This is a genomic window from Bradyrhizobium roseum (genome assembly GCF_030413175.1).
GTDB classification, from domain to species: Bacteria; Pseudomonadota; Alphaproteobacteria; order Rhizobiales; family Xanthobacteraceae; genus Bradyrhizobium; species Bradyrhizobium roseum.
Map to the genome: position 1 here is coordinate 3,056,242 of NZ_CP129212.1, position 25,121 is coordinate 3,081,362.

General features: G+C 62.0%; 25 protein-coding genes and 1 pseudogene. 20 read left to right on the forward strand and 6 right to left on the reverse strand.

Going from position 1 to position 25,121, the window contains the following annotated elements; genetic code table 11:
• Positions 1 to 66: 66 nt before the first annotated feature.
• Both QUH67_RS14490 and QUH67_RS14495 read left to right on the forward strand, forming a co-directional pair.
• Positions 67 to 1,803 (forward strand): methyl-accepting chemotaxis protein, encoded by a 1,737-nt coding sequence (locus QUH67_RS14490; RefSeq protein ID WP_300947358.1) that lies wholly within the window; start codon positions 67 to 69, stop codon positions 1,801 to 1,803.
• Between the two features lie 104 nt (positions 1,804 to 1,907).
• Positions 1,908 to 2,309, forward strand: coding sequence for a DUF2177 family protein (locus tag QUH67_RS14495; protein WP_300947359.1), 402 nt, complete (start codon positions 1,908 to 1,910; stop codon positions 2,307 to 2,309).
• Positions 2,310 to 2,431: 122 nt separating this feature from the next.
• On the opposite strand, the gene QUH67_RS14500 is transcribed toward QUH67_RS14495, so the two are convergent.
• Positions 2,432 to 3,091, reverse strand: coding sequence for a peroxiredoxin (locus QUH67_RS14500; RefSeq protein ID WP_300947360.1), 660 nt, complete (start codon positions 3,089 to 3,091; stop codon positions 2,432 to 2,434).
• 373 nt (positions 3,092 to 3,464) lie between these two features.
• Between QUH67_RS14500 and QUH67_RS14505 the strand changes: the two genes are divergently transcribed.
• Both QUH67_RS14505 and QUH67_RS14510 read left to right on the forward strand, forming a co-directional pair.
• A complete protein-coding gene (locus tag QUH67_RS14505; protein WP_300947361.1) occupies positions 3,465 to 4,043 on the forward strand; it encodes a hypothetical protein in 579 nt (192 codons plus the stop codon).
• 595 nt (positions 4,044 to 4,638) lie between these two features.
• Positions 4,639 to 4,818 (forward strand): hypothetical protein, encoded by a 180-nt coding sequence (locus QUH67_RS14510; protein ID WP_300947362.1) that lies wholly within the window; start codon positions 4,639 to 4,641, stop codon positions 4,816 to 4,818.
• Between the two features lie 121 nt (positions 4,819 to 4,939).
• Here the strand turns inward: QUH67_RS14510 and QUH67_RS14515 are convergent, their stop codons facing one another.
• Entirely contained in the window at positions 4,940 to 6,070 is a 1,131-nt protein-coding gene (locus tag QUH67_RS14515; RefSeq protein ID WP_300947363.1) for a TAXI family TRAP transporter solute-binding subunit, read from the reverse strand.
• A gap of 293 nt (positions 6,071 to 6,363) precedes the next feature.
• On the opposite strand from QUH67_RS14515, the pseudogene QUH67_RS14520 reads away from it, so the two are divergent.
• The 8 genes and pseudogenes from QUH67_RS14520 to QUH67_RS14555 all read left to right on the forward strand — a co-directional run.
• Positions 6,364 to 6,479 (forward strand): annotated as a pseudogene (locus QUH67_RS14520) (DUF892 family protein); the annotation flags it as partial.
• A 296-nt stretch (positions 6,480 to 6,775) separates the two neighbouring features.
• Positions 6,776 to 7,327, forward strand: a complete 552-nt coding sequence (locus QUH67_RS14525) for a hypothetical protein (protein ID WP_300947364.1) — start codon at positions 6,776 to 6,778, stop codon at positions 7,325 to 7,327.
• 55 nt (positions 7,328 to 7,382) lie between these two features.
• Complete coding sequence (locus tag QUH67_RS14530) at positions 7,383 to 7,685, forward strand: EAL domain-containing protein (RefSeq protein WP_300947365.1); 303 nt, start codon at positions 7,383 to 7,385, stop codon at positions 7,683 to 7,685.
• Between the two features lie 342 nt (positions 7,686 to 8,027).
• Complete coding sequence (locus QUH67_RS14535) at positions 8,028 to 8,753, forward strand: hypothetical protein (RefSeq protein WP_300947366.1); 726 nt, start codon at positions 8,028 to 8,030, stop codon at positions 8,751 to 8,753.
• A 141-nt stretch (positions 8,754 to 8,894) separates the two neighbouring features.
• Positions 8,895 to 9,677 (forward strand): hypothetical protein, encoded by a 783-nt coding sequence (locus tag QUH67_RS14540; RefSeq protein ID WP_300947367.1) that lies wholly within the window; start codon positions 8,895 to 8,897, stop codon positions 9,675 to 9,677.
• A 30-nt stretch (positions 9,678 to 9,707) separates the two neighbouring features.
• Positions 9,708 to 10,379 (forward strand): transposase, encoded by a 672-nt coding sequence (locus QUH67_RS14545; RefSeq protein WP_300947368.1) that lies wholly within the window; start codon positions 9,708 to 9,710, stop codon positions 10,377 to 10,379.
• Positions 10,380 to 10,531: 152 nt separating this feature from the next.
• Positions 10,532 to 11,068: a hypothetical protein gene (locus QUH67_RS14550; protein WP_300947369.1), complete on the forward strand. Its 537-nt coding sequence runs from the start codon at positions 10,532 to 10,534 to the stop codon at positions 11,066 to 11,068.
• A 21-nt stretch (positions 11,069 to 11,089) separates the two neighbouring features.
• Entirely contained in the window at positions 11,090 to 11,431 is a 342-nt protein-coding gene (locus QUH67_RS14555; protein ID WP_300947370.1) for a hypothetical protein, read from the forward strand.
• Between the two features lie 122 nt (positions 11,432 to 11,553).
• Here QUH67_RS14555 and QUH67_RS14560 read toward each other — a convergent pair whose 3' ends face one another.
• Positions 11,554 to 14,007 (reverse strand): PAS domain S-box protein, encoded by a 2,454-nt coding sequence (locus QUH67_RS14560; RefSeq protein ID WP_300947371.1) that lies wholly within the window; start codon positions 14,005 to 14,007, stop codon positions 11,554 to 11,556.
• A gap of 64 nt (positions 14,008 to 14,071) precedes the next feature.
• Positions 14,072 to 14,830, reverse strand: a complete 759-nt coding sequence (locus tag QUH67_RS14565; protein ID WP_300947372.1) for a thermonuclease family protein — start codon at positions 14,828 to 14,830, stop codon at positions 14,072 to 14,074.
• 196 nt (positions 14,831 to 15,026) lie between these two features.
• Here QUH67_RS14565 and QUH67_RS14570 point away from each other — a divergent pair, with 196 nt between their 5' ends.
• The 4 genes from QUH67_RS14570 to QUH67_RS14585 all read left to right on the forward strand — a co-directional run bounded on the left by QUH67_RS14570 (position 15,027) and on the right by QUH67_RS14585 (position 18,604).
• Positions 15,027 to 15,236 carry a hypothetical protein gene (locus QUH67_RS14570; protein WP_300947373.1) on the forward strand — a complete coding sequence of 70 codons (210 nt, stop codon included), beginning with the start codon at positions 15,027 to 15,029 and terminating at the stop codon, positions 15,234 to 15,236.
• 138 nt (positions 15,237 to 15,374) lie between these two features.
• A complete protein-coding gene (locus tag QUH67_RS14575; RefSeq protein ID WP_300947374.1) occupies positions 15,375 to 17,390 on the forward strand; it encodes an acetyl-CoA carboxylase biotin carboxylase subunit in 2,016 nt (671 codons plus the stop codon).
• 48 nt (positions 17,391 to 17,438) lie between these two features.
• A complete protein-coding gene (locus tag QUH67_RS14580) occupies positions 17,439 to 18,308 on the forward strand; it encodes an isocitrate lyase/PEP mutase family protein (RefSeq protein WP_300947375.1) in 870 nt (289 codons plus the stop codon).
• On the forward strand, positions 18,305 to 18,604 hold the full coding sequence (locus QUH67_RS14585) for an acylphosphatase (protein WP_300947376.1): 300 nt from the start codon (positions 18,305 to 18,307) through the stop codon (positions 18,602 to 18,604). Before QUH67_RS14580 ends, QUH67_RS14585 begins: the two co-directional genes overlap by 4 nt.
• 52 nt (positions 18,605 to 18,656) lie before the next feature.
• Here the strand turns inward: QUH67_RS14585 and QUH67_RS14590 are convergent, their stop codons facing one another.
• Positions 18,657 to 20,609 carry a diguanylate cyclase gene (locus tag QUH67_RS14590; protein WP_300947377.1) on the reverse strand — a complete coding sequence of 651 codons (1,953 nt, stop codon included), beginning with the start codon at positions 20,607 to 20,609 and terminating at the stop codon, positions 18,657 to 18,659.
• 242 nt (positions 20,610 to 20,851) lie between these two features.
• Here QUH67_RS14590 and QUH67_RS14595 point away from each other — a divergent pair, with 242 nt between their 5' ends.
• From QUH67_RS14595 to QUH67_RS14610, 4 genes are read left to right on the forward strand one after another with little or no spacing between them, the layout of a single operon-like run.
• Positions 20,852 to 21,409, forward strand: a complete 558-nt coding sequence (locus tag QUH67_RS14595; RefSeq protein ID WP_300947378.1) for a GbsR/MarR family transcriptional regulator — start codon at positions 20,852 to 20,854, stop codon at positions 21,407 to 21,409.
• A 28-nt stretch (positions 21,410 to 21,437) separates the two neighbouring features.
• A complete protein-coding gene (locus tag QUH67_RS14600; protein WP_300947379.1) occupies positions 21,438 to 22,103 on the forward strand; it encodes a DUF4166 domain-containing protein in 666 nt (221 codons plus the stop codon).
• Positions 22,100 to 23,536 (forward strand): TIGR01777 family oxidoreductase, encoded by a 1,437-nt coding sequence (locus QUH67_RS14605; protein ID WP_300947380.1) that lies wholly within the window; start codon positions 22,100 to 22,102, stop codon positions 23,534 to 23,536. The genes QUH67_RS14600 and QUH67_RS14605 overlap by 4 nt, the downstream gene beginning before the upstream one ends.
• Positions 23,537 to 23,546: 10 nt before the next feature.
• Complete coding sequence (locus tag QUH67_RS14610) at positions 23,547 to 23,981, forward strand: hypothetical protein (protein ID WP_300947381.1); 435 nt, start codon at positions 23,547 to 23,549, stop codon at positions 23,979 to 23,981.
• Between the two features lie 6 nt (positions 23,982 to 23,987).
• On the opposite strand, the gene QUH67_RS14615 is transcribed toward QUH67_RS14610, so the two are convergent.
• Entirely contained in the window at positions 23,988 to 25,082 is a 1,095-nt protein-coding gene (locus QUH67_RS14615) for a hypothetical protein (RefSeq protein WP_300947382.1), read from the reverse strand.
• Positions 25,083 to 25,121 lie beyond the last annotated feature (39 nt).

The following is a 25,121-nucleotide window of genomic DNA, read 5'->3' on the forward strand; positions in this document are numbered from 1 at the left end:
GTGCCCATTAATGCGATCGTAAGCAAAAAAGATCAGATTGGGCCCAATTTTGGGGGATTTTTCGTTATGGGCACGCTATCGATTGGAAAGTTCCTGCCGAAACTCAATCTTCGGCTTGGGACCAAGACCGTCATCTGTGCGATATTCTTGATCGCCGTAAATACCGCTCTGGTTGTAGGAGCCGCGCATTGGTCGCTCACGTCGGAATTCGGCGATCGGGCGCTGCGGGACATCGAAGTCAATTTGCGCACGCTTGGCCTGGCGTTTGCCGAAACTTACGGCGACGCCAAGATCACGATCAAGGACGGGGCCGTCGTCCGCGCTGAACTTCCGAAGATGCCGGAATTCAAGGACCATGCGATCGTCGACCGCGCGGTAGGCTATACCGGCGGCAACGCGACGCTGTTCGTCCATGATGAGGCCTCCAACCAGTTCGTTCGCCGCAGCACCAACGTCAAGAAGGAAAACGGCGACCGCGCCGTCGGCACTCAACTCGCGGCCGATCATCCCGGCCAGGCGCCTCTGCGGCGCGGCGAGGCCTACAAGGGTCCGGCGACGCTGTTCGGCAAGACGTTCATGACGGCGTATTACCCGGTCATGAATTCGGCCGGCAAGGTCATCGGTATCCTCTATGTCGGAATCCCGATGGCGCACTACGAGACCATGCTGTCGCACGCGATCCAGAACATGGCGATCGCGGCTGGCATTGCCGCGCTGCTCGTCATGCTGCTGACCACGCTGATCGTGCGACGAGTGACCAAGCCGCTGACTTCGGTCACGGCCTCGCTGACCGCGATTGCCGACGGCAAGGCCGATGTTTCGATCGATTGCGAGGATCGCATGGACGAGATCGGCGAGATTGCGCGTACGCTTGCGGTATTCAAGAACAATTCGGCCGAACGCCGCCGGATGCGCGAGGAGCAGACCGCGGCTGCTGCCGCTGCCGTCGAACAGCGCAAATCCGAGCTGCGCGGTTTCGTTGACGAGTTCCAGACCAGCGTGGGCAGCATCCTCAACAAGGTGCTGACTTCCTCCGGTGAATTCGAGCGCGTCGCGCAACAATTGACCGAGACTGCGCGGACCACCGCCAGCCTCTCCGGCACGTCGGCAAGCGCGTCCGAGACCGCCTCCGAACATGTCCGCACCGCCGCAGCCGCCTCCGACGAACTCTCCAGTTCGATCGCCGAAATCACCCGCCGTGTCCAGGAATCGAACGGGATTGCGGCCGACGCCGTCAAGCAGGCCGCCGCCACCGATCAGCGCATCAACGAATTGTCGGAAGCGGGCTCCCGCATCGGCGACGTGGTGAAACTGATCACCTCAATCGCCGAGCAGACTAACCTGCTGGCGCTTAACGCCACCATCGAGGCGGCGCGGGCAGGCGATGCCGGCCGCGGCTTTGCCGTGGTGGCGCAGGAGGTCAAGAGCCTCGCCGGCCAGACCGCGAAGGCTACTGAGGAGATCTCCAGCCAGATCGGCAACATGCAGCTTGCGACCGAAGAGTCGGTCAGCGCCATCAAGGCGATCGGCCAGACCATCGAACGCATCAGCGATATCGCCAACTCGATATCCTCGGCGGTCGACCAGCAGCGCGGCGCTACCCAGAACATCGCCCAGAGCGTTCGCGCGGCGGCCAGCGGCACGGCTGACGTTGCGGCCAACATCCGCAACGCCGCGCAGGGCGCCGACGAAACCGGTGAGACCTCGAGCCGGATGTTTGCTTCCGCGCAGCATCTGTCGAGCGAAAGCCTGCAGTTGAAGGGCGAGGTCGAAAAGTTCCTCGACCGCGTTCGCGCCGCCTGAGCGAACAGCCACGGGCGGCGGAACCCGCTGCCCGTGAAACCGTAAGCCTCTACATACGTAATTGCTTTGTATGATTGCCCTCGTTTTCCGGGCTGGAGGCCATCGTGAACCGATACGTCGTACTTTACCTGGTAACGCTGCTCGTTATCGTCCCGATCGATTTGCTGTTCCTCGGTTTCGTGGCCAAGGGGCTCTTTACGTCGCAGATCGGCCATCACCTGGGCGAGATAAAGCTCGCACCAGCAGTCCTGTTCTACCTGCTCTATGTCAGCGGCACTGTGATCTTCGTCAGCGGAGCCGCAGGCGCGACCTGGCAGACGACGCTGCTCTATGGCGCCCTGTTCGGCCTGTTCTGCTATGCGACCTTCGAGCTCACCTCGATGTCGATGCTCAAGGATTGGAGCTGGACGGTGGTCGTGGTCGATATCGCCTGGGGCTCGTTCGTGACGGCGGTGTCGTCGACCGCCGGGCTTCTCGTGGCGAATTGGATGGGAGCGAAGGGGTAGCGCAACATGACGGCGCCGTACTGTGGGCAGAGCATGGCGTGCCCACCACTACTTGCGCCGCCCCCTGATGGGGCGCGCTACGCTTTCTCCACGCTACGAAGCTCGGGATGAGCGTTCCGTCGTCACTTCGGCTGCGGCACGATCCGGATGTACGGCTTCGGCGATTTCCATCCGGCCGGATAGATCGTCTTGGCTTCGTCGTCGCTGACCGAGCCCGCGATGATGACGTCCTCGCCCTGCTTCCAGTCGGCCGGCGTCGCGACGCGGTGCTTGGCGGTCATCTGCAGCGAGTCGATCACGCGCAGAATTTCAGCAAAATTGCGGCCCGTGGTCATCGGATAGACCAGCACCAGCTTGATCTTCTTGTCCGGCCCGATGACGAAGACGTTGCGCACGGTCATGTTGTCGGCCGCCGTACGCGTGGCAACATCGCCCGAGGTTGAGGCGGGCAGCATGTCATAGAGCTTGGAGACGTTGAAATCGGTGTCGCCGATCATCGGATAGTTCGGCGCGGCGCCTTGTGTCTCCTTGATGTCCTCCGACCATTTCGCATGCCTGTCGACGGGATCGACGCTCAAGCCCATCAGCTTGACGCCGCGCTTGTCGAATTCCGGCTTCAACTTTGCGAGAGCGCCGAGCTCGGTCGTACACACCGGCGTGAAGTCTTTCGGGTGCGAGAACAGCAACGCCCAGCTGTTGCCGATCCAGTCGTGGAATTTGATCTTGCCCTCGGTGGTCTGGGCTTCGAAATCGGGGGCGGTGGCGCCAATCTGGAGTGCCATGATCTCACCTCATCATATTCTAGCTAAAAGGGAATTCGTTGCAGCCAATGTAGTCTCCGGCGGTAGCTAAAGGAACCTGTTCACGTAAATTGTGAGATTCTTCTCTCCAGCCCCAGTGTCCTAGCATCATATTTGCATCAGCGCGTCTGCCGTGAAAGGAACCCATCGCCGCAAATGTCCGGGGTTGCCATGACATAGACTTGTATGTTCCTCCTCCCGCCTTCGCGGGGTTGCAATCTGAACCGTGACCGATGTCACAGCGACCATTTGGCAACGGTCTAAATATCTCGGAATGACAGTTTCGATTCGTTAACCGCTCGTTCATTCCGGGTGTGGAAATGCTGGACTGGAATAGAAATTGAGAAGTGCCACAATGCCTGCCTCGACTACTGAACCATCTGCTGAAACATTAGACGTTCCGCAACCGTCCTGCCGGCAGACCGCAGCCCATGCGCTCACCATCGTGCGCGACGGCGTGATCACCGGCGAGGGGCCCACAACCAGGGGCCGTATCCATTTCTCCCGCGCGCTCGATGCCGATGACGCCGCCTGGTGCGCGCGCATCCTGACGGTGAGCGCGGTCGAGCATCAGCCGGTGAGCCGCGCTGAAGTCGAGGCGCTGTTTGAAATCAACGACGCTGCTGCCGAGCGCACCGACGACGGACGTTTCGACGATCTCCTGGCCAAGGCGGTTGCCCATCATGCGGCGTCCGAATCCGGTCTGCCGGTGCCGCCGCGCACGGTTGCGCTGTCGCCCGACACCGACATCGAGAGCTGGGCGCCGACAAAGGCCGCCAACATCGACACCAAGGTGCTGGAATGGCTCGCTGCCCAGATGCGCGGCAAGCGCCGCGTCAACCATCGCCTCACGGCGCTGGTCGCCACGCTGGTCGGCGCCGCCGCGCTGCCGCTCGCGCAGCTGCCGGGCATGATGGATATGGGAATGCTGTAAATTCGTCCGGCGATCAATCGGTTTCGAAAAACGGCGGGGCGTGGCTCCGCCGTTTTTTTTCAGGTTCGCAGGATGCCTGGAGCGAACCTTCGCAACTGGAGGTCAGTCGCGCAAATCCCCGGAGCGAAGTTCCTTTCGTTCAGGGGTTTCATTCCTGCTCCAGCGTCCCCATATAAACGTGATGGCACAATGGAAATCGTCGACGACGCGACAACCTCCGATGACGAAGGATGAGTTGCGCATGATGCTTGCCGAGGCAGTCCGCAACACGCAGCCCGCCACCGCGCACAGCTCGAAAATCTCTCAAAAAGCTGAGGAAGAGCAGTAGCGCCTTTCTGGTTCTGTTGAATCAGAGTTGGAGTCTGTGCGCTGTGTTGCGCGCTTTCTCGCGGAAGCCGCTGCAGCCTCGACAGGCCTTTTTACCGATTCCGAAATAGAGCAGGCGGGCGATTGACCTTGATCCCGCAATCCGGCGTATTGTCGCCAAGAAGGAGCGCCACACGCTCGCAACGGGAAGCCTTGAGGATTGCCGGCGCAAACTCGCCGTGGCCTCGCAGCTCTCGATAAACGCCAGTTTTGGAATGCAGGACCAGTTATGCTGAAAGATCGCGAGAATATCCTGAATGCGCTGCGCGAGAAGCCGCAGAAGGCCTACCAGCTCATGCGGCGCGCCAATTTACCGAATGAGGAAGCCTGCCAATCACTGCTTCTGAAGATGCGCGAGGAAGGCCTCGTGAAGTTCGACATTCATAAGGGGCTATGGCAGATCGGATAAATGCGTGCGGCGGATTATTTCCCCGCCGTCTTCGACGAAGAGGCCGCTGACGTCATCCTGTTCCAGCAGCGCCTTGATGGTGCGGTCCGCGAACTGGCGATCCTTCCCGTTGCGAATGCTTCTATCTCTGTTGAGCGCGCCATCGCAGAAAGTCGTTGTAAGCCTTGGATGTCTCTTGCGGTGAAGCGTTTACGCCACCGTTTTTCTGGGCGAGGAAGGCGCGGAATTCCTCGGCCGTTGTCGCGGTCGGCGCCAGTTGCGTTGCTGCCGCTGCCGGCTGGGCTTTGTCGAGCCAGTCCTGAGCGGGCTTGAAACGCTCCAGTCCGACGACGTTGATCGATATTCCGGTGTCTTTCCATTTCGGATGACGTGGAGGCTGCTGCAATTGGCCGATCTTGCCGAACAACGCATCGACGAAGCGCGATACCCTCCGGTAGCGTTCGCTATCGGCGGGCCAGTTGTACACCATCAGCACGGTTGGAACGGCTAGGGCATAGACCTTGGTGTCCTTTGACACGAGGTTGGGGTACTCCTCGGACGAGAAGGACGAGGGCAGATAGATATCCTGCAGCGCCTTCGCGTAGGGGATCTCCAGCAGATGGAATTTCCCTGCATCATTCTTGATGTTCTTGATGACTGGAGCGCCCTTCGAAACGCTCGCGACCCACGCGTCCCGCTCGCCGCTAAGCAGCTTTTGCAGGCCGCCGTCAGGATCGGTTTGGGCATCGATGTCCGCCTCGATGCCCATGCGGCGGAAGATGAGGCGGGCCGCCGGCAAGCCGATGCTCCGTTCGGCAAAAACCTTCTTTCCCTGCAGATCCTGCAGGCTCCGGATCTCCTTCCGCGCCACGATGTGGATATCGTTGTGGAACAGACGGGTGATGTACCGGACGCGCTTCGGTATGTCGGGAATGTTGTATTCGGTCTTGGCGAACTCCAGCGCGTCGGTGGTGACGAAGCCCATATCGATATTCTTCAGGCGCAGGATATCGACGAGATTCTGGACTGAGCCCTTGCCGAGGATTGGCAGTACCCGGAGCTTGTCGGCGTCGTCGAGTACCGAGGCCATGTCCGAGCCCATGATCGACATCGGGCCGCCGATCGGCGCCGTGATCACCGTGACGGTACCGGCATTGAGAAGGTCCCGCTCGGGGAGCTCGTTGGTTTGAGCCGGGGAGCGCTGCTGCGCACCGGCGGCGCTTGCGAAAAGAGCCCACAACAAGCAAACGGCAACGGCAGAAATCGCGCGCATGAAATCCCCCTCAGCAATTTTATTTTCGGCAATAATTGAGCAAGGCTAAAAGGCAAATGATGGCCGAATTGCGTATCGCAACAGCCCGCTTTTTCAGCACGATAACCCGAATTCATCACGCCTGAGTTTACGTTACTTCAGTTGGCAATCGCAGATCATTATCCCATCCATCGCAATGGACGCAGGCAGCGTGAACGATGATTTCCACCTTACGATGCGCAGTTTGCAAGTGGCCCGCGCGCCGACGGGCGGCTGGGGCGCGATTAGGTACCACCGCGCAAGCGGCGGCCTCAATGGAGGACACCACGGCTGACAAAGATCTCAACGAACGTTTCTGGATCCGCTCAAGGACATCGGCTACGCCGAAAAGCAGATCCTGAAAGCCTTGCCGAAGATGGCGAAGGCCGCCGGCGTAAATCCGAAGCCGACCGGCGGCGCTGCCGTCCCGATGGCAAGCGCTGTCGCATCTGCTTGCGGAGCGACGTGCAAGATCGCCAATTCGTCGGTCTGATCTGTTACCTATGTCCGGTCGCTCAAAGGAAGCGCCGCCGCGAAACGTGCGTCAGGGTAGTGGTTATTTGCCATGGGGTCGTAGTTCTACCAGGTAGAACAAATATATGCGTCGGCACCCGCCAGCGTAAGCAAACGTTTAGCCGCTGACCGTAAAATACCGGCACGATTTCCGCTTTTAACGCCTGGTTAGTCATGCGCCTTCTGCCAATGAAAGAGCCGGAGAGATCCTGGCGGTCGATCAAGGGCCAGTGGAAGAAAGATGCCGAAAGCGTCGGCGAGGACTTCTCGACGTTTACGACGGGAAGCTATTCCGCCTATGACGCCATGACCAAGGACGGCAACAGCCCCAACCTCTACTGCCTGTCCGATGGCGAGCAGGTCCATGCGGCCTGCCAGGTCAGCCGCCTGATGATGAGCAAGTTTCCCAATCCCATCCTGCGCGCCCGCTTCATCGTGGTGTCACCGATCTATGAACTGGGGATCGCGAACGCGGACCAGTACGCCCAGATGATGGTGGCGCTGTTCTCCGGCATCGTATGGCTGTCGCGGGATACCATGACCGCCAGCCACATCCGCTTCTTTCTGAAGAGCCCCGGCGACGCGCAGTTCTTCGCGCCGCTCAAGGTCACAACCGACGGGTCATTGTTCACCGAATTTTCGATCGGCGGCTCGCTGATCGAATGCAGCCTCAAGGAAGCAGTAACGGAAGCGGACGCAGAACTGGCGGAAGCCCAAACCGCCTGATGCCGCTGCGGCGTTAACCTGCCGATAACTCAATTTGCTGACGCCAGTTTGGAGTGTGCTCCCTACAGCAGGCGCCTGCAGCGCCTTCCGTTCGACAACGATCGAGATCGACCGCTCCTTCGTCAGGGAAGTGACGCGCAACGAGTCATCGGCCTCGATCATCCGCGCGGTGGTCAGCATCGCCGCCGACCGCAACATGCTCACCACCGCCGAAGGCGTCGAGACGCTGCAGCAGCGCGAGACGGTGCAGACTCTCGGCTGCACCCGGATGCAGGGTTTTCTGTTCGGCGCGGCAAGGCCGGCACAGGAGATTCGGAAGCTGCTGGTGGCGAAGGCGGGTGTCGAGGACGCGGCGTGAGTGGAGGGCGTTGCGCGGGGCCAGAACACAAAATCTGCAAAACAACCCCATGCAAAGTAGGATGCAGCGCCTTCAAGTGAAGTAGAAATCGTGTCAAAACAACGGGTTCGAGTTCAATTCCAATTCGATCCGAACGTAGCCCTAACGCCTCTCGCTTAGTCCAGGGTTGGGTGAAAGCGTGTATGTGCAGCCGGCGAGAAAACGCCTGCTCGCAGCCAGTCGGCGGTGCGAAGCGCAGCGTTGGACTTCCTTCATCGATGCTTTGAAGCTTCCAAATCACTGTTCGGCTGAATTGTCTTCCGGTGCGTGTTCCCGGATAGAAATGTTCGGGATTGAGCTCGCATGACAAGATTTGTCGGCCGCTTGCCCTATGCTCTTGTCGTGGCGATTTGTGCAGCGGGCGCACCTCTTTTGGTTATGTTGCCCTTTGCTACCGCGGAAGTCCGGCCGTTGGTTGTCGTGCCCGGCATGGGGCTGGTTCTTGGATTTTTCGCAGCGATCATCATCCTGTGGAGCAAGAATCTTCGCTGGTCGGCGACCACGGGCGAGTTGAGGTCAGCGATCCGCGCGGAAGGTGGAGCCGACAGCGGAGCAATCTCGTGGTCGTGGCGAGAGAGCCACGAAGTCGAGAGTGGAGTTTTTTGGACGCGCGCAGTCAGCTTCAGTGATTTCTGTTTGCTAAACCGACCGCAAATCGTTCGAATGTGGATCGTCGATGGCCTCCTCGGAATTTTAGTTTGGAGTGTGGCCTTTCTTCTTTTCAGCGGGCCAAGTTTTGCGCTGACTGTGACATTAGCCGGCTTGCTGGCAGGACATATCGCCCGGATTGCGTGGCTAATACGCCAGCGCAATTTAATGCTGACACTCAACCAATCCACAGTGACAATAGTAGTTGGAGGAGTAGCAGGCGCAATAATTGTACTTCTCGCCTATGCGATCAGTGCGCTGGACCTCATAGGATCGTGGTCAGTGTACCGCAGCGTCAGCCTCGCACTTGCCCTGCTTGCCTTCTTCTTCGTGCTTGTCGACATCGCAATCGCTTCGATTTTGCGTAAGCTCCAGAGATAAGAAAAGGAAGGCCGTCATGTCAGTGCTTGAGCCTTTGGACACAATTACCGGAGCTTATAACAACTGGGTGGACGGCATTAAGGATTACGACCCAACGTTTGTCGGTCAAATAAAGGGAGACCTACATCTCGGAGTCCGATCATGACTAATGAGGGCAAGCCACCGCCGTTCAAGGTAAGGTCCACGATTCCAGGCCGAGGAATGGGACTTAAGGAGTGGTCTCAGGAAGAGCTCTCTATTGCCTCGTATCAAGATCGTTTTCCGGAGCAGTGGAGCGCTTATTTTGACTCTGAGAGCGAGCGTGGCTTCATCACCAACGCGATGAACGATCATATCGTGGCTCACCTGGAGCAAGTTGTGCCGGGACTTCATACCAAACACTATCGAGTGGGAGTCATTGACTTCCGCTTTGCTAATGAGCGCACCTTTCGCTTTCGCATGTGGCAACCTCAGAATCGGCTGATCCGTTTAGAGCAATATTGGGCTTACGTCAGGGAAATGCAGGCTAGTCGTCAAGCGCTGTGTGTAAACGGACATGCCGAGTGGACGATTGAGCAGATTCACATATTCATGTCGTATCTGCAGCAAGAGGTTCCCGCCTTCTGGGTGAAAATCTGCGAAATTTACAATGAGATTGGGTTTTCCGAAGCGTCGATTGTGCAAGAGAACCGAAAACAGGCTGCCGCTGTGTTTTCGGTGCCGGAAGATATCGATTACGCCACCATCGGAGGGGGGCTAATCGAAGAGGCCGATCGGATCCATCATTTCGAGATGCTGAAACCAAAAAACCAGGACGAGCGAACTCGTCTGCAGGACGAGTGGTTCAACAAAAATGAAGCGGGCCTAACTTTTGATGAATGGCGGCTCGCCGTCAGGGCTCGAAAGAACGGCCAGCGGGTTTACGGTGACAGTGCACTAAATTGACTTCCCGTTTCCCGTGCGGCATGTTGCGGCATGGCTCGTCTCGCCCGCGTTGTTATTCCCGGCCTGCCGCACCACGTGACGCAGCGTGGCAATGGCGGGGCGCGGACGTTTTTCGGCGATGACGATTTTGCGTGCTATCGCGACCTGCTGGCCGAGGCGTGCCGCGCGGCCGATGTCGAGGTGTGGGCCTGGTGCCTGATGCCGAACCACGTCCATTTGATCCTGGTGCCGTCGGATGCGGACGGATTGCGCCGTGCGCTGGCGCCGGTGCACCGCCGCTATGCCGGCATCATCCATGCGCGGCGCAAGCGGACCGGGCATTTCTGGCAGGGGCGCTTCGGCTGCGTGGCGATGGACGGGGAGCACCTCGCCGCGGCGTTGCGCTACGTGTCGCTCAACCCGGTGCGGGCGCGCCTGGTCGGCCGCGCGCGGGACTGGCGCTGGTCCAGCGTGCGGGCGCATCTCGGCGGCGGGCGCGACGGCGTCACGACGCTGGCGCCGGTGCGCGAGCGCTACCCGGATTTCGCGGCGTTCCTGTCCGAGCAGGCCGATGACGAGGCGATCACGCGACTACGCCGCGCCGAGACGATCGGCCGTCCGATCGGCAGCCGTCGATTCCTCGATGGGCTCGAGCGCAAGACGAGGCGGGTTCTCAAGCCGGCCAAGCGCGGACCGAAGCCGCGGGCCGGGGAGGAGAGTTAAGTGCACTGTCACCGTAATTCTGTCACCGTAATCTCGGGCCATTTTGTTTTATTCAGTCGCGAGGCGACTGAACGAGCGATTGAATGTAACGGAGCGTCTTGTTGATCTGAAGAGTGCAATGTTGACGAAGGTGCTGATGTGGAGTTGCGAACTTGCGACGAAAGATTTTCAGATTTAGTCGATCGCTCAACCGCTTCCTCTTCGGAGCGAGAATTGCTCACGCCAACGACCAAATCACTCAGCTTGAGGCGATCATTGCTGCTTACGCGGCTAATCTCGTTCTGGTTCTATGCCTCGTTTATATGTTGTTGGTTGCCGGCGGCCTTTATCAGTCACTTCCCGAGCCCTTTTTGTCGGTGCTCCCTCGCGCGCTGGCAATATCCAACATAGTCACGTTCGTGCTCACTTTCCTGGCGTCGTTGACTTGGATGGCAAATAGCCATCTTGTTCGACGCGCCCGTGAATTTGTCAGCGCTCAAGGGTCACTTCATGCGTTCATGGGCCGATACGTGGTTCCTGTTGCCATGGTGTTATGGGGATTGCTTTCTCTCACGCTCATCGCATTGCTTTTTCGTACGCTTGAACTTGGTTTGATGCACCCCTTAGCCATTGGTAGTTTGGCTGGAAGCGTTGGCGCGAACGCTCTCTTATTTCAAATGATCCTTATGCGTCGATCGCTGCGAGTCTAGACTGGGAGATTGAGATGAGCGTTGACATCATTCAACTTGCGGCCCAAATCGAGAGGCGGATGGATAGTCATATCCAGTTATACGTTCTGGCGCGTCTGGCAACTGAGCACTCAATCCCTTGTCGTCAACGAGATGAGTTTTGCCAAGGTAATAGGTTGCGTGTTCATCATTGGGTTGATGACCAGCTTGTTGTATCTGGGCGTAGTCACAAGCTACGACCCGGCCTCGGATAACATCGCGTGGCGGATTAAGGGGGCCTTTGCGGGCAACCTTGCCGTTGCGCTTGATAGTGCAACGCTTGCCGTGTTCGGAACCTTTGTGGTTGAGCAAGTTTGTGCGTTACTAAATCGGTATAGGATGTAGGAAGAAGAGATGGGCGTCGTAGTGTCGAATTACGGTGACAGTGCTGGACTGCACCCCTCGAGTGAGACACGATAATTGCGGCGACTATGCAGTTCCCGCGCCTCGTCTGATCCCGTCCCGCCTCAGCGGCGGCCCTCGGAGATCGCCTTCCTCAGACTGCGCGACAGCAATTCCACCGAATAGGGTTTTTGGATCAGCTCGAACCCGCGGTGGGCGTTCTCCGCCAACACGTTGCTGTAGCCGCTGGTCAGCAGCACGGGCAGGCCGGGATAGCGCTCGCGCACGATGCCGGCGAGTTCGACGCCGTTCATGCCGGGCATGATGACGTCGGAAAACACCAGGTCGGCGGAAAATTCGTTTTCGGCAAGGATGGCGAGCGCGGCGTCCGCGGTGGCGACGCGGCGGACGGTGTAGCCGAGATCTTCCAACAACTCGGTGGAAAACTGTCCGACGTCGTCATTGTCCTCGACGACGAGCACGCGGAAGCCCCGGCCGCGCGTCGCGGGTTCGCTGGCGATCGCGGCATCGTTGACCGCATCGGCCGGCACCGCGGCCTGCGGCAGGTAGATCGTGAACGTCGCGCCCCGGCCGGGCTCGCTCGCGACCGCGATGTCGCCGTTGGACTGCTTGGCAAAGCCGAACGCCTGGCTGAGCCCGAGGCCGGTGCCCTTGCCGACTTCCTTGGTGGTGAAGAACGGTTCGAAGATCGTCTCCAGCAGGGCAGGGGCGATGCCGGGGCCGGTGTCGGTCACGGTGATGGCGACGAAATCGCCGTTGCGGGCGGGATGCGCCCGCAACGGAGGAATGCTTCCCGCCTTGCGCACGCCGATGGTCAGCCGGCCTTCTCCCTCCATGGCGTCGCGGCTGTTGACCGCGAGGTTGATCAGCGCGGTCTCGAACTGGGCGATGTCGGCAATCGCAAAGCAATCGTTGTCCGATATCTCGACCTCGATCCGGATACGGGCGCCGACGAGGGGACGGACCATCTGGACGACGGCCTCCACCTGCGTGCCGACATTGAATATCTGCGGCTTCAGCGGCTGCCTGCGGGCGAATGCCAGCAGTTGCCCGGTCAGCTTGGAGGCGCGCTCCACGGTTTCGGAAATGGCGTCGATGTAGCGCCGCCGGCGTTCCTCCGGCAGTTCGCGACGGCGCAGGAAGTCGGTCGCGGAGCGGATGATGGTCAACAGGTTGTTGAAATCGTGCGCCACGCCGCCGGTCAATTGCCCGACCGCTTCCATCTTCTGCGACTGCCGCAAGGCTTCCTCGCTCTGGCGGCGCTCGGTGACATCGACGGCATCCGGCACGGCGCCGACGATGGCGCCGTGCTGGTCGCGCAGCGGACGCATCGTGAAATCGAAATAGCGCTCGCCGATCGGCAGGCTCAGCCGCATATCGATCCGGACTTCTTCACCTCGCATCACCGCGATGAAGGCGCCGCGGACGGCGTCGCCCGTGCCTTCCGTGCCAGAGAACCACGGTGTTTCCCAGAACGGCTTGCCGAGAACCGCGCCGGCCTCGGCGCGGATTCCGGCGAGCGCCGTCTTGTTGGCAAACAGCACGTCGCCGTGCAGGTTGAGCAGGCCCTGATACTGGTGGCTGGTCTCGAGGATGGCGCGCATCTGGGCCTCGTTGGATTCCAGCTGCGCGGTCCGCTCCGTGATCCGCAATTCCAGGATCTCGTTCAGCTGCCGCAGATCGTGCTCGGCCTGCTTCGCCGCGGTGATGTCGTGGGCGACGCCGATGAAGCCGATATGCTTGCCGGTCGGGTCCCAGCGCGGCTGGGATTCCGAGCGCAGCCAGCGGTATTCGCCCGAAGCGTTGCGGTAGCGCGCTTCCAGCACGAACGGCTTGAGCGAGGCCTCGCCGGCGATCGACTCCTGCACGACCCGCTGCTGGTCCTCCGGATGAAGCCGCTTGCGCCAATCGAACGCGATGGCTTCCTCGAACGGCAATCCGAGAAAGTCGATATAGGCCTGGTTTGCAAAGGAGCGGGTGCGGTCGAGCTTGGTGACCCACATCGGCACCGGTGCGCTGTCGGCGATGAGGCGGAAGCGCTGCTCGCTTTCGCGCAGCTTTTCCTGCGCCAGCATGCGGTCGGTGGAATCGATATGGGCGCCCACCAGCCGCAACGCGCGCCCGCTGCTGTCGCGTTCGATCTTGGCGACGACGTCGATCCAGCGCGTCTGGCCGTCGCTCGGTCGCACGATGCGGTAGGTGGCGGCATAGTCTTCGTCGCGGCCGGCAATGGCCTCGAGAAATTGCCTGACGGTGTGCTCGCGATCGTCGGGATGAATACGGTTGACCCAGTCTTCGTGGGATTCGTTGGCGGCATCCGCCGGCAGGCCGTGGATGATGAGATATTCCGGCGAGCGGCTGTTCTTGAAGCCCTCACGAAAGTCGACCTCGACGCCGCCGACGCCGGCGATGCGCTGGATCCGCACCAGCTCGGCTTCGCGTTCCTGCAGGGCGCGATGGGCGCGATCGCGCTCGCTTTCGATTTCCTGCAGATGTTGCCGCAAGCGTTCGTCCGCGGCAATTTCGGGCACGATGTTCAAATCGTCGGAAGTGGTCATTCGGCCCGGCAACCTCTGCCCGCAGTTTCACACAGGAAGCGGCGGCTTTGCCAGCTTCATTTGCTCATTTGCCCTTGGCGGGTGAGCGGCAATTGTAAGCCCGGCGGAACCCGGCGGCCTGTGCATCATCCTCGGAACAAAACCAGCGGTCCGGATGGGTCAGGCCCGGATAGGAGCGGCATGCCTGCAGATGATAGATGCCGAGGTTCCCGGTGACCCGGGCGCGGACGGCAAATTTGCCCTTGATGTTGCAGCTCGCCGGCATCACGAGTTCCTCGGGGAACAAGGCCTCGCGGATTTCGCGGTCGCGATCGGCGCGGCACGCGGCGCCGAGCAGGCCGCCATCCTTCTTCGCAACGCGGAACTCGCGCGGCGCGACGAAGCAACCTTTCCATAGTCCCTGACGGTCGTCCTTGGCGCGGGCCTCGTCCGCCTTGAAGCGCCCGCCGGCATCGGCATTCAAGGCAAAGCCGCTGCGGACCAGCAACTGGCTGAGGCTTGTGGTTTCGCCCTCGACCTTGCAGAGGCCGATCTGCCGCTTCCTGGTTGCGGGATCGGGACCGAGATCGTCGCAACGGACCTGCTTGCCGCCGGTCAGTTTGACCAGCTGGTCGCGCGCCTCGATCCCGCAGGTCCAGCTATCGGCATTCTGGTCGATGCAGAGTTGATCGACGGTCGGGGCGTCGATGCCGTCGAGCCGGTAGGTGACATTGCCGAGCTGAAGCGTGCCGCCATCGCGGACGATGGCGGTGGCGGCCGAACCCGGGCCGGCCGGAAGGACGATCGATAGCAACGCCGCAACCAGGAAAAATCGTGACCGCATCTGTTTCATTTCAAATCAATTCCAACTGAGAACGCGTTCTAGCATATGGTGAAGTGATTGAACCAAGGCGCCAATCGCGCATGAACCGGATTGGGGAAAACCGTCTGTGTGGAATCGGCGTCGGTCAAATGGCGCATTGACTTTGTGAGAACAAAATAGGAACATAAGTGCCGTTGCTCAACACGGAAATATTGCCATGTCGTCCTCTTCACAGCCGAGCTCCGAAGAGGACGACGGGCTGGAAGCCGCGGTGGATCAGGCGATTTCTGCCTGCGGGGGTGATACCAGGGCCACCATCCGCGCGCTGATCGTCGCCAATGAATATCTGGAATCCGAGGTCAGTGAGCTGATGAAAGCGGTATCCCGCGCCTATGCGCGGGGCCGGTTCAAGGCCTATTCGGGGTGAATTGCCGGCGGCCGGCGCCATCCGGCGCTACGAGACCGTTGCCTCCATCGATTTTTGCTGTACGACGGGTTTGTTACCCGCGTTGGCACATGTCATATGGCGGGTGAGGATCCTGCCCAAAGCTCAAGCAAGAAGAACATGTTCAAGAGAATTCTGATCGCAAATCGCGGCGAGATCGCCTGCCGGGTCATCAAGACTGCGCGCCGGATGGGGATCGAGACGGTGGCCGTGTATTCCGAGGCCGACCGCGACGCACTCCATGTCGAAATGGCCGATGATGCCGTGCTGATCGGCCCGCCGGCGGCCAGCGAGAGCTATCTCCTGATCGACAAGATCGTGGAAGCCTGCCGCAAGACCGGCGCCGAGGCCGTGCATCCCGGTTACGGCTTCCTGTCCGAGCGCGAGGCGTTTCCGCGCGAGCTGGCCAAGGCCGGCATCGTCTTCATCGGGCCCAATCCGGGCGCGATTGCCGCCATGGGCGACAAGATCGAATCCAAGAAGGCCGCCGCGAAAGCAAAAGTCTCGACCGTGCCGGGACATCTCGGCGTCATCGAGGACGAAAAGCACGCGGTGAAGATCGCCGACGAGATCGGCTATCCCGTGATGATCAAGGCTTCCGCCGGTGGCGGCGGCAAGGGCATGCGGATCGCGCATTCGAAAGCCGAGGTCGCCGAAGGATTCAACGTCTCCAAGGCGGAAGCGAAATCCTCGTTCGGCGACGACCGCGTCTTCATCGAAAAGTTCATCGTCGATCCCCGCCACATCGAAATCCAGGTGCTGGGCGACAAGCATGGCAACGTGATCTATCTCGGCGAGCGCGAATGTTCGATCCAGCGCCGCAACCAGAAGGTCATCGAGGAGGCGCCGTCGCCGCTGCTCGACGAGACCACCCGCCGCAAGATGGGCGAGCAGGCGGTGTCGCTGGCGAAGGCCGTGAACTACGATTCCGCCGGCACGGTCGAATTCGTCGCCGGCCAGGACAAGAGCTTCTATTTCCTGGAGATGAACACCCGTCTGCAGGTCGAACATCCCGTCACCGAACTCGTCACCGGCATCGACCTCGTCGAGCAGATGATCCGCGTCGCCGCCGGCGAAAAACTGTCGATCGCGCAGAAGGACGTCACGCTGACCGGCTGGGCGGTGGAATCGCGTGTCTATGCCGAGGACCCGTTCCGCAACTTCCTGCCGTCGATCGGCCGGCTGGTGAAGTACCGGCCGCCCGCCGAGGCGAGCCATGACGGCATCACCATCCGCAACGACACCGGCGTGCAGGAAGGCGGCGAAATCTCGATCCATTACGATCCGATGATCGCCAAGCTCGTCACGCACGCGCCGTCGCGGGCGGCCGCGATCGAAGCGCAGTCCGCCGCGCTGGATGCGTTCTACGTCGACGGCATCCGTCACAACATCGCGTTCCTGTCGGCGCTGATGAACCATCCGCGCTGGCGCGAGGGCAAGCTCTCCACCGGCTTCATCGCGGAGGAATTTCCAAAGGGCTTTTCCGCGCGTCCGCCGGAAGGCGAGGTGGCGCGACGGCTGGCGGCGGTGGGCGCTGCAATCGACCACGTGCTGGGCGAACGCAAGCGGCAGATTTCCGGCCAGATGAACGGCCGGCTGGTGCAGCGCGAACGCCGCCGCGCGGTGTGGCTCGACCGCGAGGAAATCGCGCTCGACGTGGCGCGCGAGGCCGAGGGCATCGCGGTGCGCTTCATCGGCGCCGACGGCCTGCCGGGCAACCCGCACAATCTGGTCTCGAGCTGGACGCCGGGTGAGCCGGTCTGGCAGGGCACCATCGACGGCCATTTCGCGGCGATGCAGGTGAGGGCGATTCCGAACGGCATCCGCCTGGCGCATCAGGGCTTTGATGTTGCGGTCAACGTCTTCACCGAAAGCGAAGCCACCGCCGCGCGGCTGATGCCGGTGAAGTCGGCTGCCGACACCGGCAAGAAGCTGCTGTGCCCGATGCCGGGGCTCGTGGTGTCGATCGCCGTGACCGAAGGCCAGGAGGTCAAGTCCGGCGAGACGCTGGCCGTGGTCGAGGCGATGAAGATGCAGAACGTGCTGCGCGCCGAGCGCGACGGCACGGTGAAGAAGATCCACGCCGCGGCCGGCGCCACGCTGGCGGTGGACGCGCTGATATTGGAGTTTGCGTAGTCGTCGCTTCGCATCTCGCAATGACGGCCGATAGGACTGAGGGCAACCATGGCTTTTCGTCAGCGCCGCGAAAAACTGCGGTCCATCCTCAACGGCGCGGCCTGCATCCGGCCGGGCTCGGTCTATGACGCCACCTCGATCCGGATTGCCGAAGACCTCGGCTTCGAGCTCGGCATGTTCGGCGGCTCGGTGGCTTCACTGGCCGTTCTCGGCGATCCCGACATTGCGCTGATCACGCTCACTGAACTGGCCGAGCAGATGCGCCGGATGTCGCGCGCCGCGGCGCTGCCGGTGCTGGTCGATGCCGATCACGGCTACGGCAACGCCCTCAATGTCCGCCGCACGGTGCAGGAACTCGAAGCGGCCGGTGCCGCCGGCCTGACGATCGAGGATACGCTGCTGCCGCAGGCGTTCGGGCAGAGCGGGATGCAATTGATCCCCATGGAGGAGGGCGTCGGCAAGATGAAAGCGGCAATCGACGGCCGCAGCGACCCATCGCTGGTCGTCATCGGCCGCACCGGTGCGGCATCCGTCACCGGTCTTGACGATGCCATTGTACGGGCCAAAGCGTATGAGGCTGCCGGCGTCGATGCGCTGTTCTTCACGGGCATCCAGAACCGCGGCGAACTGGAGGCGATCTCGGCCGCCACCGCATTGCCGATCGTGCTCGGCGGTGCGCCGGAGGACATGGCCGCGCCCGACTATCTCGCGGGGCGGCGGGTGCGGGTCGCGCTGCAGGGCCACGCGCCGTTCGCTGCTGCGACACAGGCCGTCTTTGAAACGCTGAAGGCGCTGCGCGAAGGCGCTTCGCCAAAGAGCTTGAAAGGCCTGCCGTCGTCCGAACTGACCGGCCGGGCGATGCGCGAGGCCGACGCGAAAGCGCGCAGCAGCGAATTCCTCGGATTGAAGAAGCCATGAGCGAGGCCATCCGCCACGTCACGGTCAACGGGCGGGTGCAGGGGGTCGGCTATCGCTACTTCGTGGAGCGCGAGGCGCAGTCCCGGGACATCGAAGGCTGGGTGCGCAATCGCCGGGATGGCAGCGTCGAGGCGGTGTTCGCCGGCCCCGTGGAGGCCGTGACGGCCGTAATCGCGGCATGCCGGCGCGGGCCGTCACCGGCGCGGGTGGAGGCGCTGCGGGACGAACCGGCCAATCCCGACATGCTGAAGCTGCGGGATGCAGGCGAGCGGTTCTCGGTGCTGCAGACGGTCTGAGGGCTTGCGAAAGCGCTCACGGCCCGGATGAGCGAAGGTGATAGCCCCGGGCTCAGGTCGGGGCCAGCCGTCCGGCCAGCGCGGACTCGCCGTCAGGCTGGATGGATTCGCTTGCGACATGTCGCAGGGCGAGCGAGGAAGCCACGACGCTGCGGTTGCGACCGAGACGCTTGGCTTCGTAGAGCGCGGAGTCGGCGTCTCCCACCAACGCGGAGTCGTCGCGTGTCGCGTCGGTCCTGGCGGCGACGCCGGCGCTGACCGTAATGTATCCGCGGCTGCTGATCGGGTTGGCAATACCCAGCGCCCGAACCGCCAGCCGGATCGCCTCGGCAACCTTCAAGGCGTCACCCTCGCCGGTGTCCGGCAGCACGACTGCGAATTCCTCGCCGCCATAGCGCGCGGACAGGCCGGATGTGTTCAGGGTCGCGTCCCCGATCACTTTCGCCACCGCGCGCAGGCAGCGATCGCCCGCCTGATGCCCATGGGTATCGTTGTAACCCTTGAAACCGTCGATATCGAGCAGCAGCACCGAAATCTCGTCGCAGCATTCGTATTGCCGCAGCAGGAAATCGTCGAAGGCGCGGCGGTTGGTCAGCCCGGTCAGGCCGTCGGTGGCCGCAAGCTGGGTGAGACGGCGGTTGAGCTGGTTCAACTCATCCTCCATCCGCTTGCGTTCGGTGACGTCGCGGATGACGCACAGGAACTCAGCCTGCGCCGGTTTGACCGGCAATGCCGCCAGCTTGAAGTTGCTTTCGACCCAGACCGGCGTTCCGTCGGCACGCCAGGTCCGAAATACCACCGTGCTGACGGTGTCGATCCCGCTCAGTTGCGCCGTCGCTGACCTGACGCTTTCCTGGTCGTCGGGATGGATCATTTCGAAGCACGACTTGCCCAGCATATCCTCCGGACGCTGTCCCAGCACGGGCTCGACGGATTGCGAGACGTAGCGGAGTACGCCGCGGGCATCGATCAGGATGATGATGTCGGCGATGTTGTTGGCGAGCAAGCGGTAGTGCGCCTCGCGCTCACGCAGCGCGAGTTCGGTTCTCATGCGGAAACGGAACTGCGAGAACAGTACGGCGGCGAGCAGCAGGATCATGAATAGCAGAGCGGCAGAGACGAGCACGTCGGTGCGCAACGTTTTCTGCCAATCGGACAGCACCCACGCTTCCGGAATCGCCACGGTGACGACCGCGGGAAAATGCCTCGCTCTCTCGTAACCGATATATTTCTCGATACCGTCGAAAGGAGAGGTGGTCTTGTAATACCCGACCGCACTGTTTTTCAGGTGCTTGGAAAACAGGTCGGTCGATGCAAGGTTCGTGCTTCTCTCCGACGCCGGCCAGCGGATCAGAACGACACCGTCGTCCCGCAGCAGACTGATGCTGCTGTCGGGGCCGAACTGGAACTTCCGGTAGAACCGGTTGAAGTAGTCGCTGTCGATCGTGGCGGTGAGGACGCCGCCGAAGCTGCCGTCCTGGCGGTCGATACGCTTCGACAGGATGATGGTGGAGCGTCCGGCCAGACGCGACTGCAATGGTTCGTTGATGCGAAGCGCACGTCCCGGTGTGTCGCGATGATAGCTGAAATAGGCCCGGTCGGGATCGTTTTGCAGCGGGGGGGGCGGCAACGACGAGTACAGCCATTTGCCGTGGACATCGAGCACGCCGATCTCGCGCAGCTGCGGCAGCGAATTGACTGTCTCCGTCAGGTACCGGTTGAACCGCTCAGGGACCGGGTCGCGATATTTCAGCAATTCGACCATCCCAGCCATCGCGATGTCGGCTGATTGAATGGCGTGGGTCGCGTGCTCGGCCAGCGAGTGCGCGAGGTTCATGGTGTCGGTCTGGCCGCGCGCGAGCGTGTTCTTCTTGGCGTCGAGCGCCTTCCAGGCCACGACGCCCAGCACGCACGCCGTCATGACGAGCGCAAATGCGACGACGACCACCGCCGGCGATACGCGGCGGAGCGGTCCGTCGGGTTCTCGAAGCTGAGGATCGGGCATGCTTCGCCTTGGTGAACGTGCCGAATCCATTGGCCGGCAACCGGCAAAGCTTACGGAGCGCCGGTGCCGAAGTGGTTAATACAACCATTACGAGATGTGGAACCCCGTGATGCCGCGGGGGTCCCGGCGTGGATCAGAGGACAACGGGTGGTGAAGTCGAGCGATCGAGCGGGGGAATTGGCCGCGAAAGGCAACGCGCCGAGGCCCTTGACAATGGATCCGTATCGTCAGATATTTCTGTCATGACAGAAATAACCGAAAAGAAAAAGCTCCCGCCCGTCGTCGAGCGCTTCATCCTGCACTGGGGCGACATGGGTGACGAGTGGGGTGTCAACCGCTCGGTCAGCCAGATCCACGGCCTGCTGTATCTCGCCGAGGCGCCGATGACCGCGGAAGACATCGCCGAAACGCTCGGCATGGCGCGGTCCAACGTCTCCAACTCGATCAAGGAATTGCTGGCCTGGAACCTGATCAGACGGGTGCCGATCCTCGGCGACCGCCGCGATCATTTCGAGGCCGAAACCGACATCTGGGAAGTGGCGGCGCGGATCGCCGCCGGTCGCAAGGCGCGCGAGATCGATCCCGCGGTCGACGCGCTGCGCGCCTGCGTCTCCGACGCGGCTGACGATCCGACCATCAGCCCGGTCGCCAGCAAGCGGCTGAAGGAGATGCTGGCTTTCACCGAGCTGGTCGACCGCTGGTACACGCAGATGCTGAACGTGCCGCGGCCGCGGCTGGTCGCGCTGATCAGGCTCGGCGAGAAGATCGTCAGCTTCCTGCCGGCGGGGAAAAACAAATAGCGCAGAGGGGCAGGACAGGAGCGTTGAGATGGCGTCCACCAGACTACCAAGGCTTCCCGCAACGTCCGCCGCGAACACCATCCTGCTCGACGATCGCCGCTTCCATAATCTGTTGCCCGACGAGGCCTGGGGCCGCCTGCCGCTGGCGATCTGGCGGCGTTTTTCCAAGCGCTTTGCCGATGGCGAGACCGTCGTCTATGTCGGCACGGTGGAGGAGGCGAATTTCAGCCGCGCCGGCTGGTGGCTGGCGCAGCTGGCGCGCATCATTGGCGGGCCGCTGCCGACCGGCGCCGAGACCGGCGTGCCGATGATCGTGACGGTAACCGAGGATGCGGCGAGCGGCGGCCAGATCTGGACCCGCATCTGCGCGCGCAGCAGCGGCTTTCCGCAAGTGATCCATTCCGCAAAACGCTTCGCCGGGCCGACCGGGCTCGAGGAATATGTCGGCCACGGCGTCAGCATGGCGCTGACCATCTCGGTCGAGCACGAGGCGCTGGTGTTTCGCAGCGCCGGCTATGCGTTGCAGATCGGGCCGCTGCGATTGCCGCTGCCTGATCGTTTCACGCCCGGCGATCTCACCGTGACGCATTCCGATCTCGGCGGCGGCCTGTTCCGTTTTACGCTGGAGATCGTGCATCCGCGCTTCGGCCAACTCCTTCGTCAATCTGCGGTGTTCCGGGAGTCTTCATCATGACGTCGCTGCTTTGGATCCTGATCGCCGTTCAGGTCGCGATGGGGGTATTCGACACCTTCTATCACCATGAGCTGACCGAGCGGCTCGCCTGGCGGCCCTCGCAGCGCTATGAGCTGCAGCTCCACAGCCTGCGCAACATGCTCTATGCGCTGCTGTTCCTGGTGCTGGGCTGGCTGGAGGTGCACGGCATCCTCGCCATGCTGATCATCGCGGTGCTGGCGGCGGAAGTGGTCATCACGCTGATGGATTTCGTCGAGGAAGACATGAGCCGGAAGCTGCCGGCCAGCGAACGCATCAATCACACGCTGCTGGCGATCAACTACGGCGCCATACTGGTGTTGCTGCTGCCGGTCCTGACCGGCTGGGCCGCGCAGCCGACCGGCGTTAAACTGGCCTATGCGGGATGGCTTAGCCTGGTCGCGGCGGCGGCGGCCGTCGGCGCCGGGCTGTGCGGCCTGCGCGATTACGCGGCGTCGAGACGACTTTCGCGCATGGTCTGCACGCCCGCGGCGGGTCTCGTGGAAAAACTGCCGGCGCGGCAGACCGTGCTGGTGACCGGCGCCACCGGCTTCATCGGCAGCCGTCTCGTCGCGGCGCTGGGCGGGGCAGGGCATCAGGTCATCGCGTTGGTGCGCAATCCCGCGAAGGCCGACATGCTGCCGCCGCCGATCACGTTGATCACCAGCCTCGACCAGCTACCTGATGACACGCGGATCGACGCGATCGTCAATCTCGCCGGCGAGCCGATCGGCAACGGGCTATGGACCGACGCCAAGCGCCGCAGGATCATCGCTTCCCGCGTCGACATGACCGGCGATGTCATAGCCCTGATCGCACGGCTCGAACACAAACCGGCGGTTCTGATCTCGGGCTCCGCGATCGGCTGGTACGGGCTGTGGCAGGACCAGGTGCTGACGGAGTCGGCCAAATCCCATGCCTGCTTCAGCCACGCGCTTTGCGAGGCCTGGGAAAGCGCGGCGCGTCCGGCGGAGGCGCACGGCGTGCGCGTGGTGTACCTGCGGATCGGGCTTGTGATCGGCACCGAGGGCGGCTTCATCACGCGGATGCTGACGCCGTTCGAGTTCGGCCTCGGCGGGCCGCTCGGCTCGGGCCGGCAGTGGATGTCGTGGATCGAGCGCGACGATCTGATCCGACTGATGGCCCATGTGATGGCGCGCCCGGAGATTTCGGGGCCCGTCAACGCGACGGCGCCGATCCCGGTGACGAATATGAAATTCAGCGAAGAGCTCGGCCGCCGGCTGGGCCGGCCGGCGCTGTTCCGGATTCCCGATGCGCTGCTGCGCCGGATCGGCGGCGATTTCGCCGGCGAATTGCTGCTGGGCGGCCAGCGCGTGCTGCCGAACAAGGCGCTCAGCCACGGCTTTGTGTTCCGCCACGAAACGCTGCGCAGCGCATTCGAGGCGATCCTGTGAGGAGGATAAGTTGAAGTCCGGTTGGCTTTGTCGTGTGATGCAAGGTTGGCTCGCGGCATGCGCGACCGCAACCGCTGCCATCTACGTACTCGCGTTGCCGTTCTCGATATCCGGGGCCAGCGCACGTTCGATGATGCTCAGCTGGGTCGACCTCGTCGCGAGTCTGATTTTCTTCCCTGTAATTCTCGTCTTCACCTGCGGGCTGACCGCCATTCCGGCCGCTCTTGTGGTCTGGATAGGCGAAGTGTCTCGGATACGCTCGCCACTGTTCTTAGGCGGGGCCGGCGGGACGATAGGGGCCTTGAGCCAAACGATTGCCTTCAGATCGTTTGACCTCATTTTCGCGACGCTATTCGTTCTGGTCGGGGTTCTCGCGGGGCTGACCTATTGGCGTGTTGCGGTAAAACCTGCGGACGGCGAGCCAGACCAAGTGCCGTCAGCGTGACGGCGATCAGCCGCCTCTCAACATCGACAAAATCTGTCGCGTCGATTTGTAGCTGGCGATCGCGTTGTCGCGAAAACCCGGGGTCCAGTTCACGGCCTGGCGTTCCTCCGAACTCATCGACGAATAGGCATTGAGGATTCCGAGGCTGAGCTGGGACGGGTCGCCGCTGGTCTGGCTCTGGTTGAGTGCGGCCAAAATGCTGGCGCGGCTGCGCGACCCCAACAACTGCTTGGCGGCAAAGCTTTCCTGATTCGAGAACAAGCCGTCCTGGTTGAGCGAGATCGCCGCCAGCGAGCGGTTGTCGAACGAGCCGAGGTCGGCCTGCTGGCCGGTCTGGCGGCCGGGGTCGTACACCAGTTCCTTACCGGCGGCCGTGGCTGCCTTGGCCTGCGCGTCGAGTGCGGCGCGGACTTTCTTCGCGACGGTCGAGATGTTCTGGGTCGCGGGGCTGCTGCCGTCGGCATTCCGCGACAGATAGGCCGCGACCGGATCATTGGCGATATCGGGCGCCGCTGTCGGATTTTGCTGGGTGGCCTGGACGCCCTTCACGACCGCCGCCCGCTGCGCCGACCAGGTCGCGGTCGCCTTCTCCTCGTTGCTGGCGCCGTCGAGATAGTCGAGTGCGGCCTTGTAGAGCGAGGAGAAGTCGCCGGTCAGTTTTGAGGTCGCCGCGGGCGGCGCCAGAACATTGTCCAAGCGGTTGCCGAGTTCGGTGGCGGCGGCCTTCTGTTCGTCGGGGCTGAACTTGCCGCCATTGTTGGTTGCGACCGCAAACAGCGAACGGCGGTCGAGCGAGGACAGATCGATGGTCGTCTTGCCTTCGGCAGCAATCGGACCCGTGACCTTGGCGGCGGAATAGAGCGCATCGAGCGCAGCGCGCGCCTCGCTCGTCACCGTCGTAAAATCCTTCGATGATGTCCCGCCGGCGAGTTGCGCGCGCGCCGCCTGCGACAGCGTCAGATTGGTCGCGGAGTTGTCCTGGGGATTACCGGCCTCGGCATTGTTGAGCGCGGTGGCCAGCGATGTCTGGGTGGCAGCCGCACGGGCATAGGCGGAGCCCATCTGGGCGTAGGGATTGAGTCCGGTGTTTATCGAGGTCATTCGCGTTCCCCGTTTGGGCAACGGTTAATAGACCGTTAC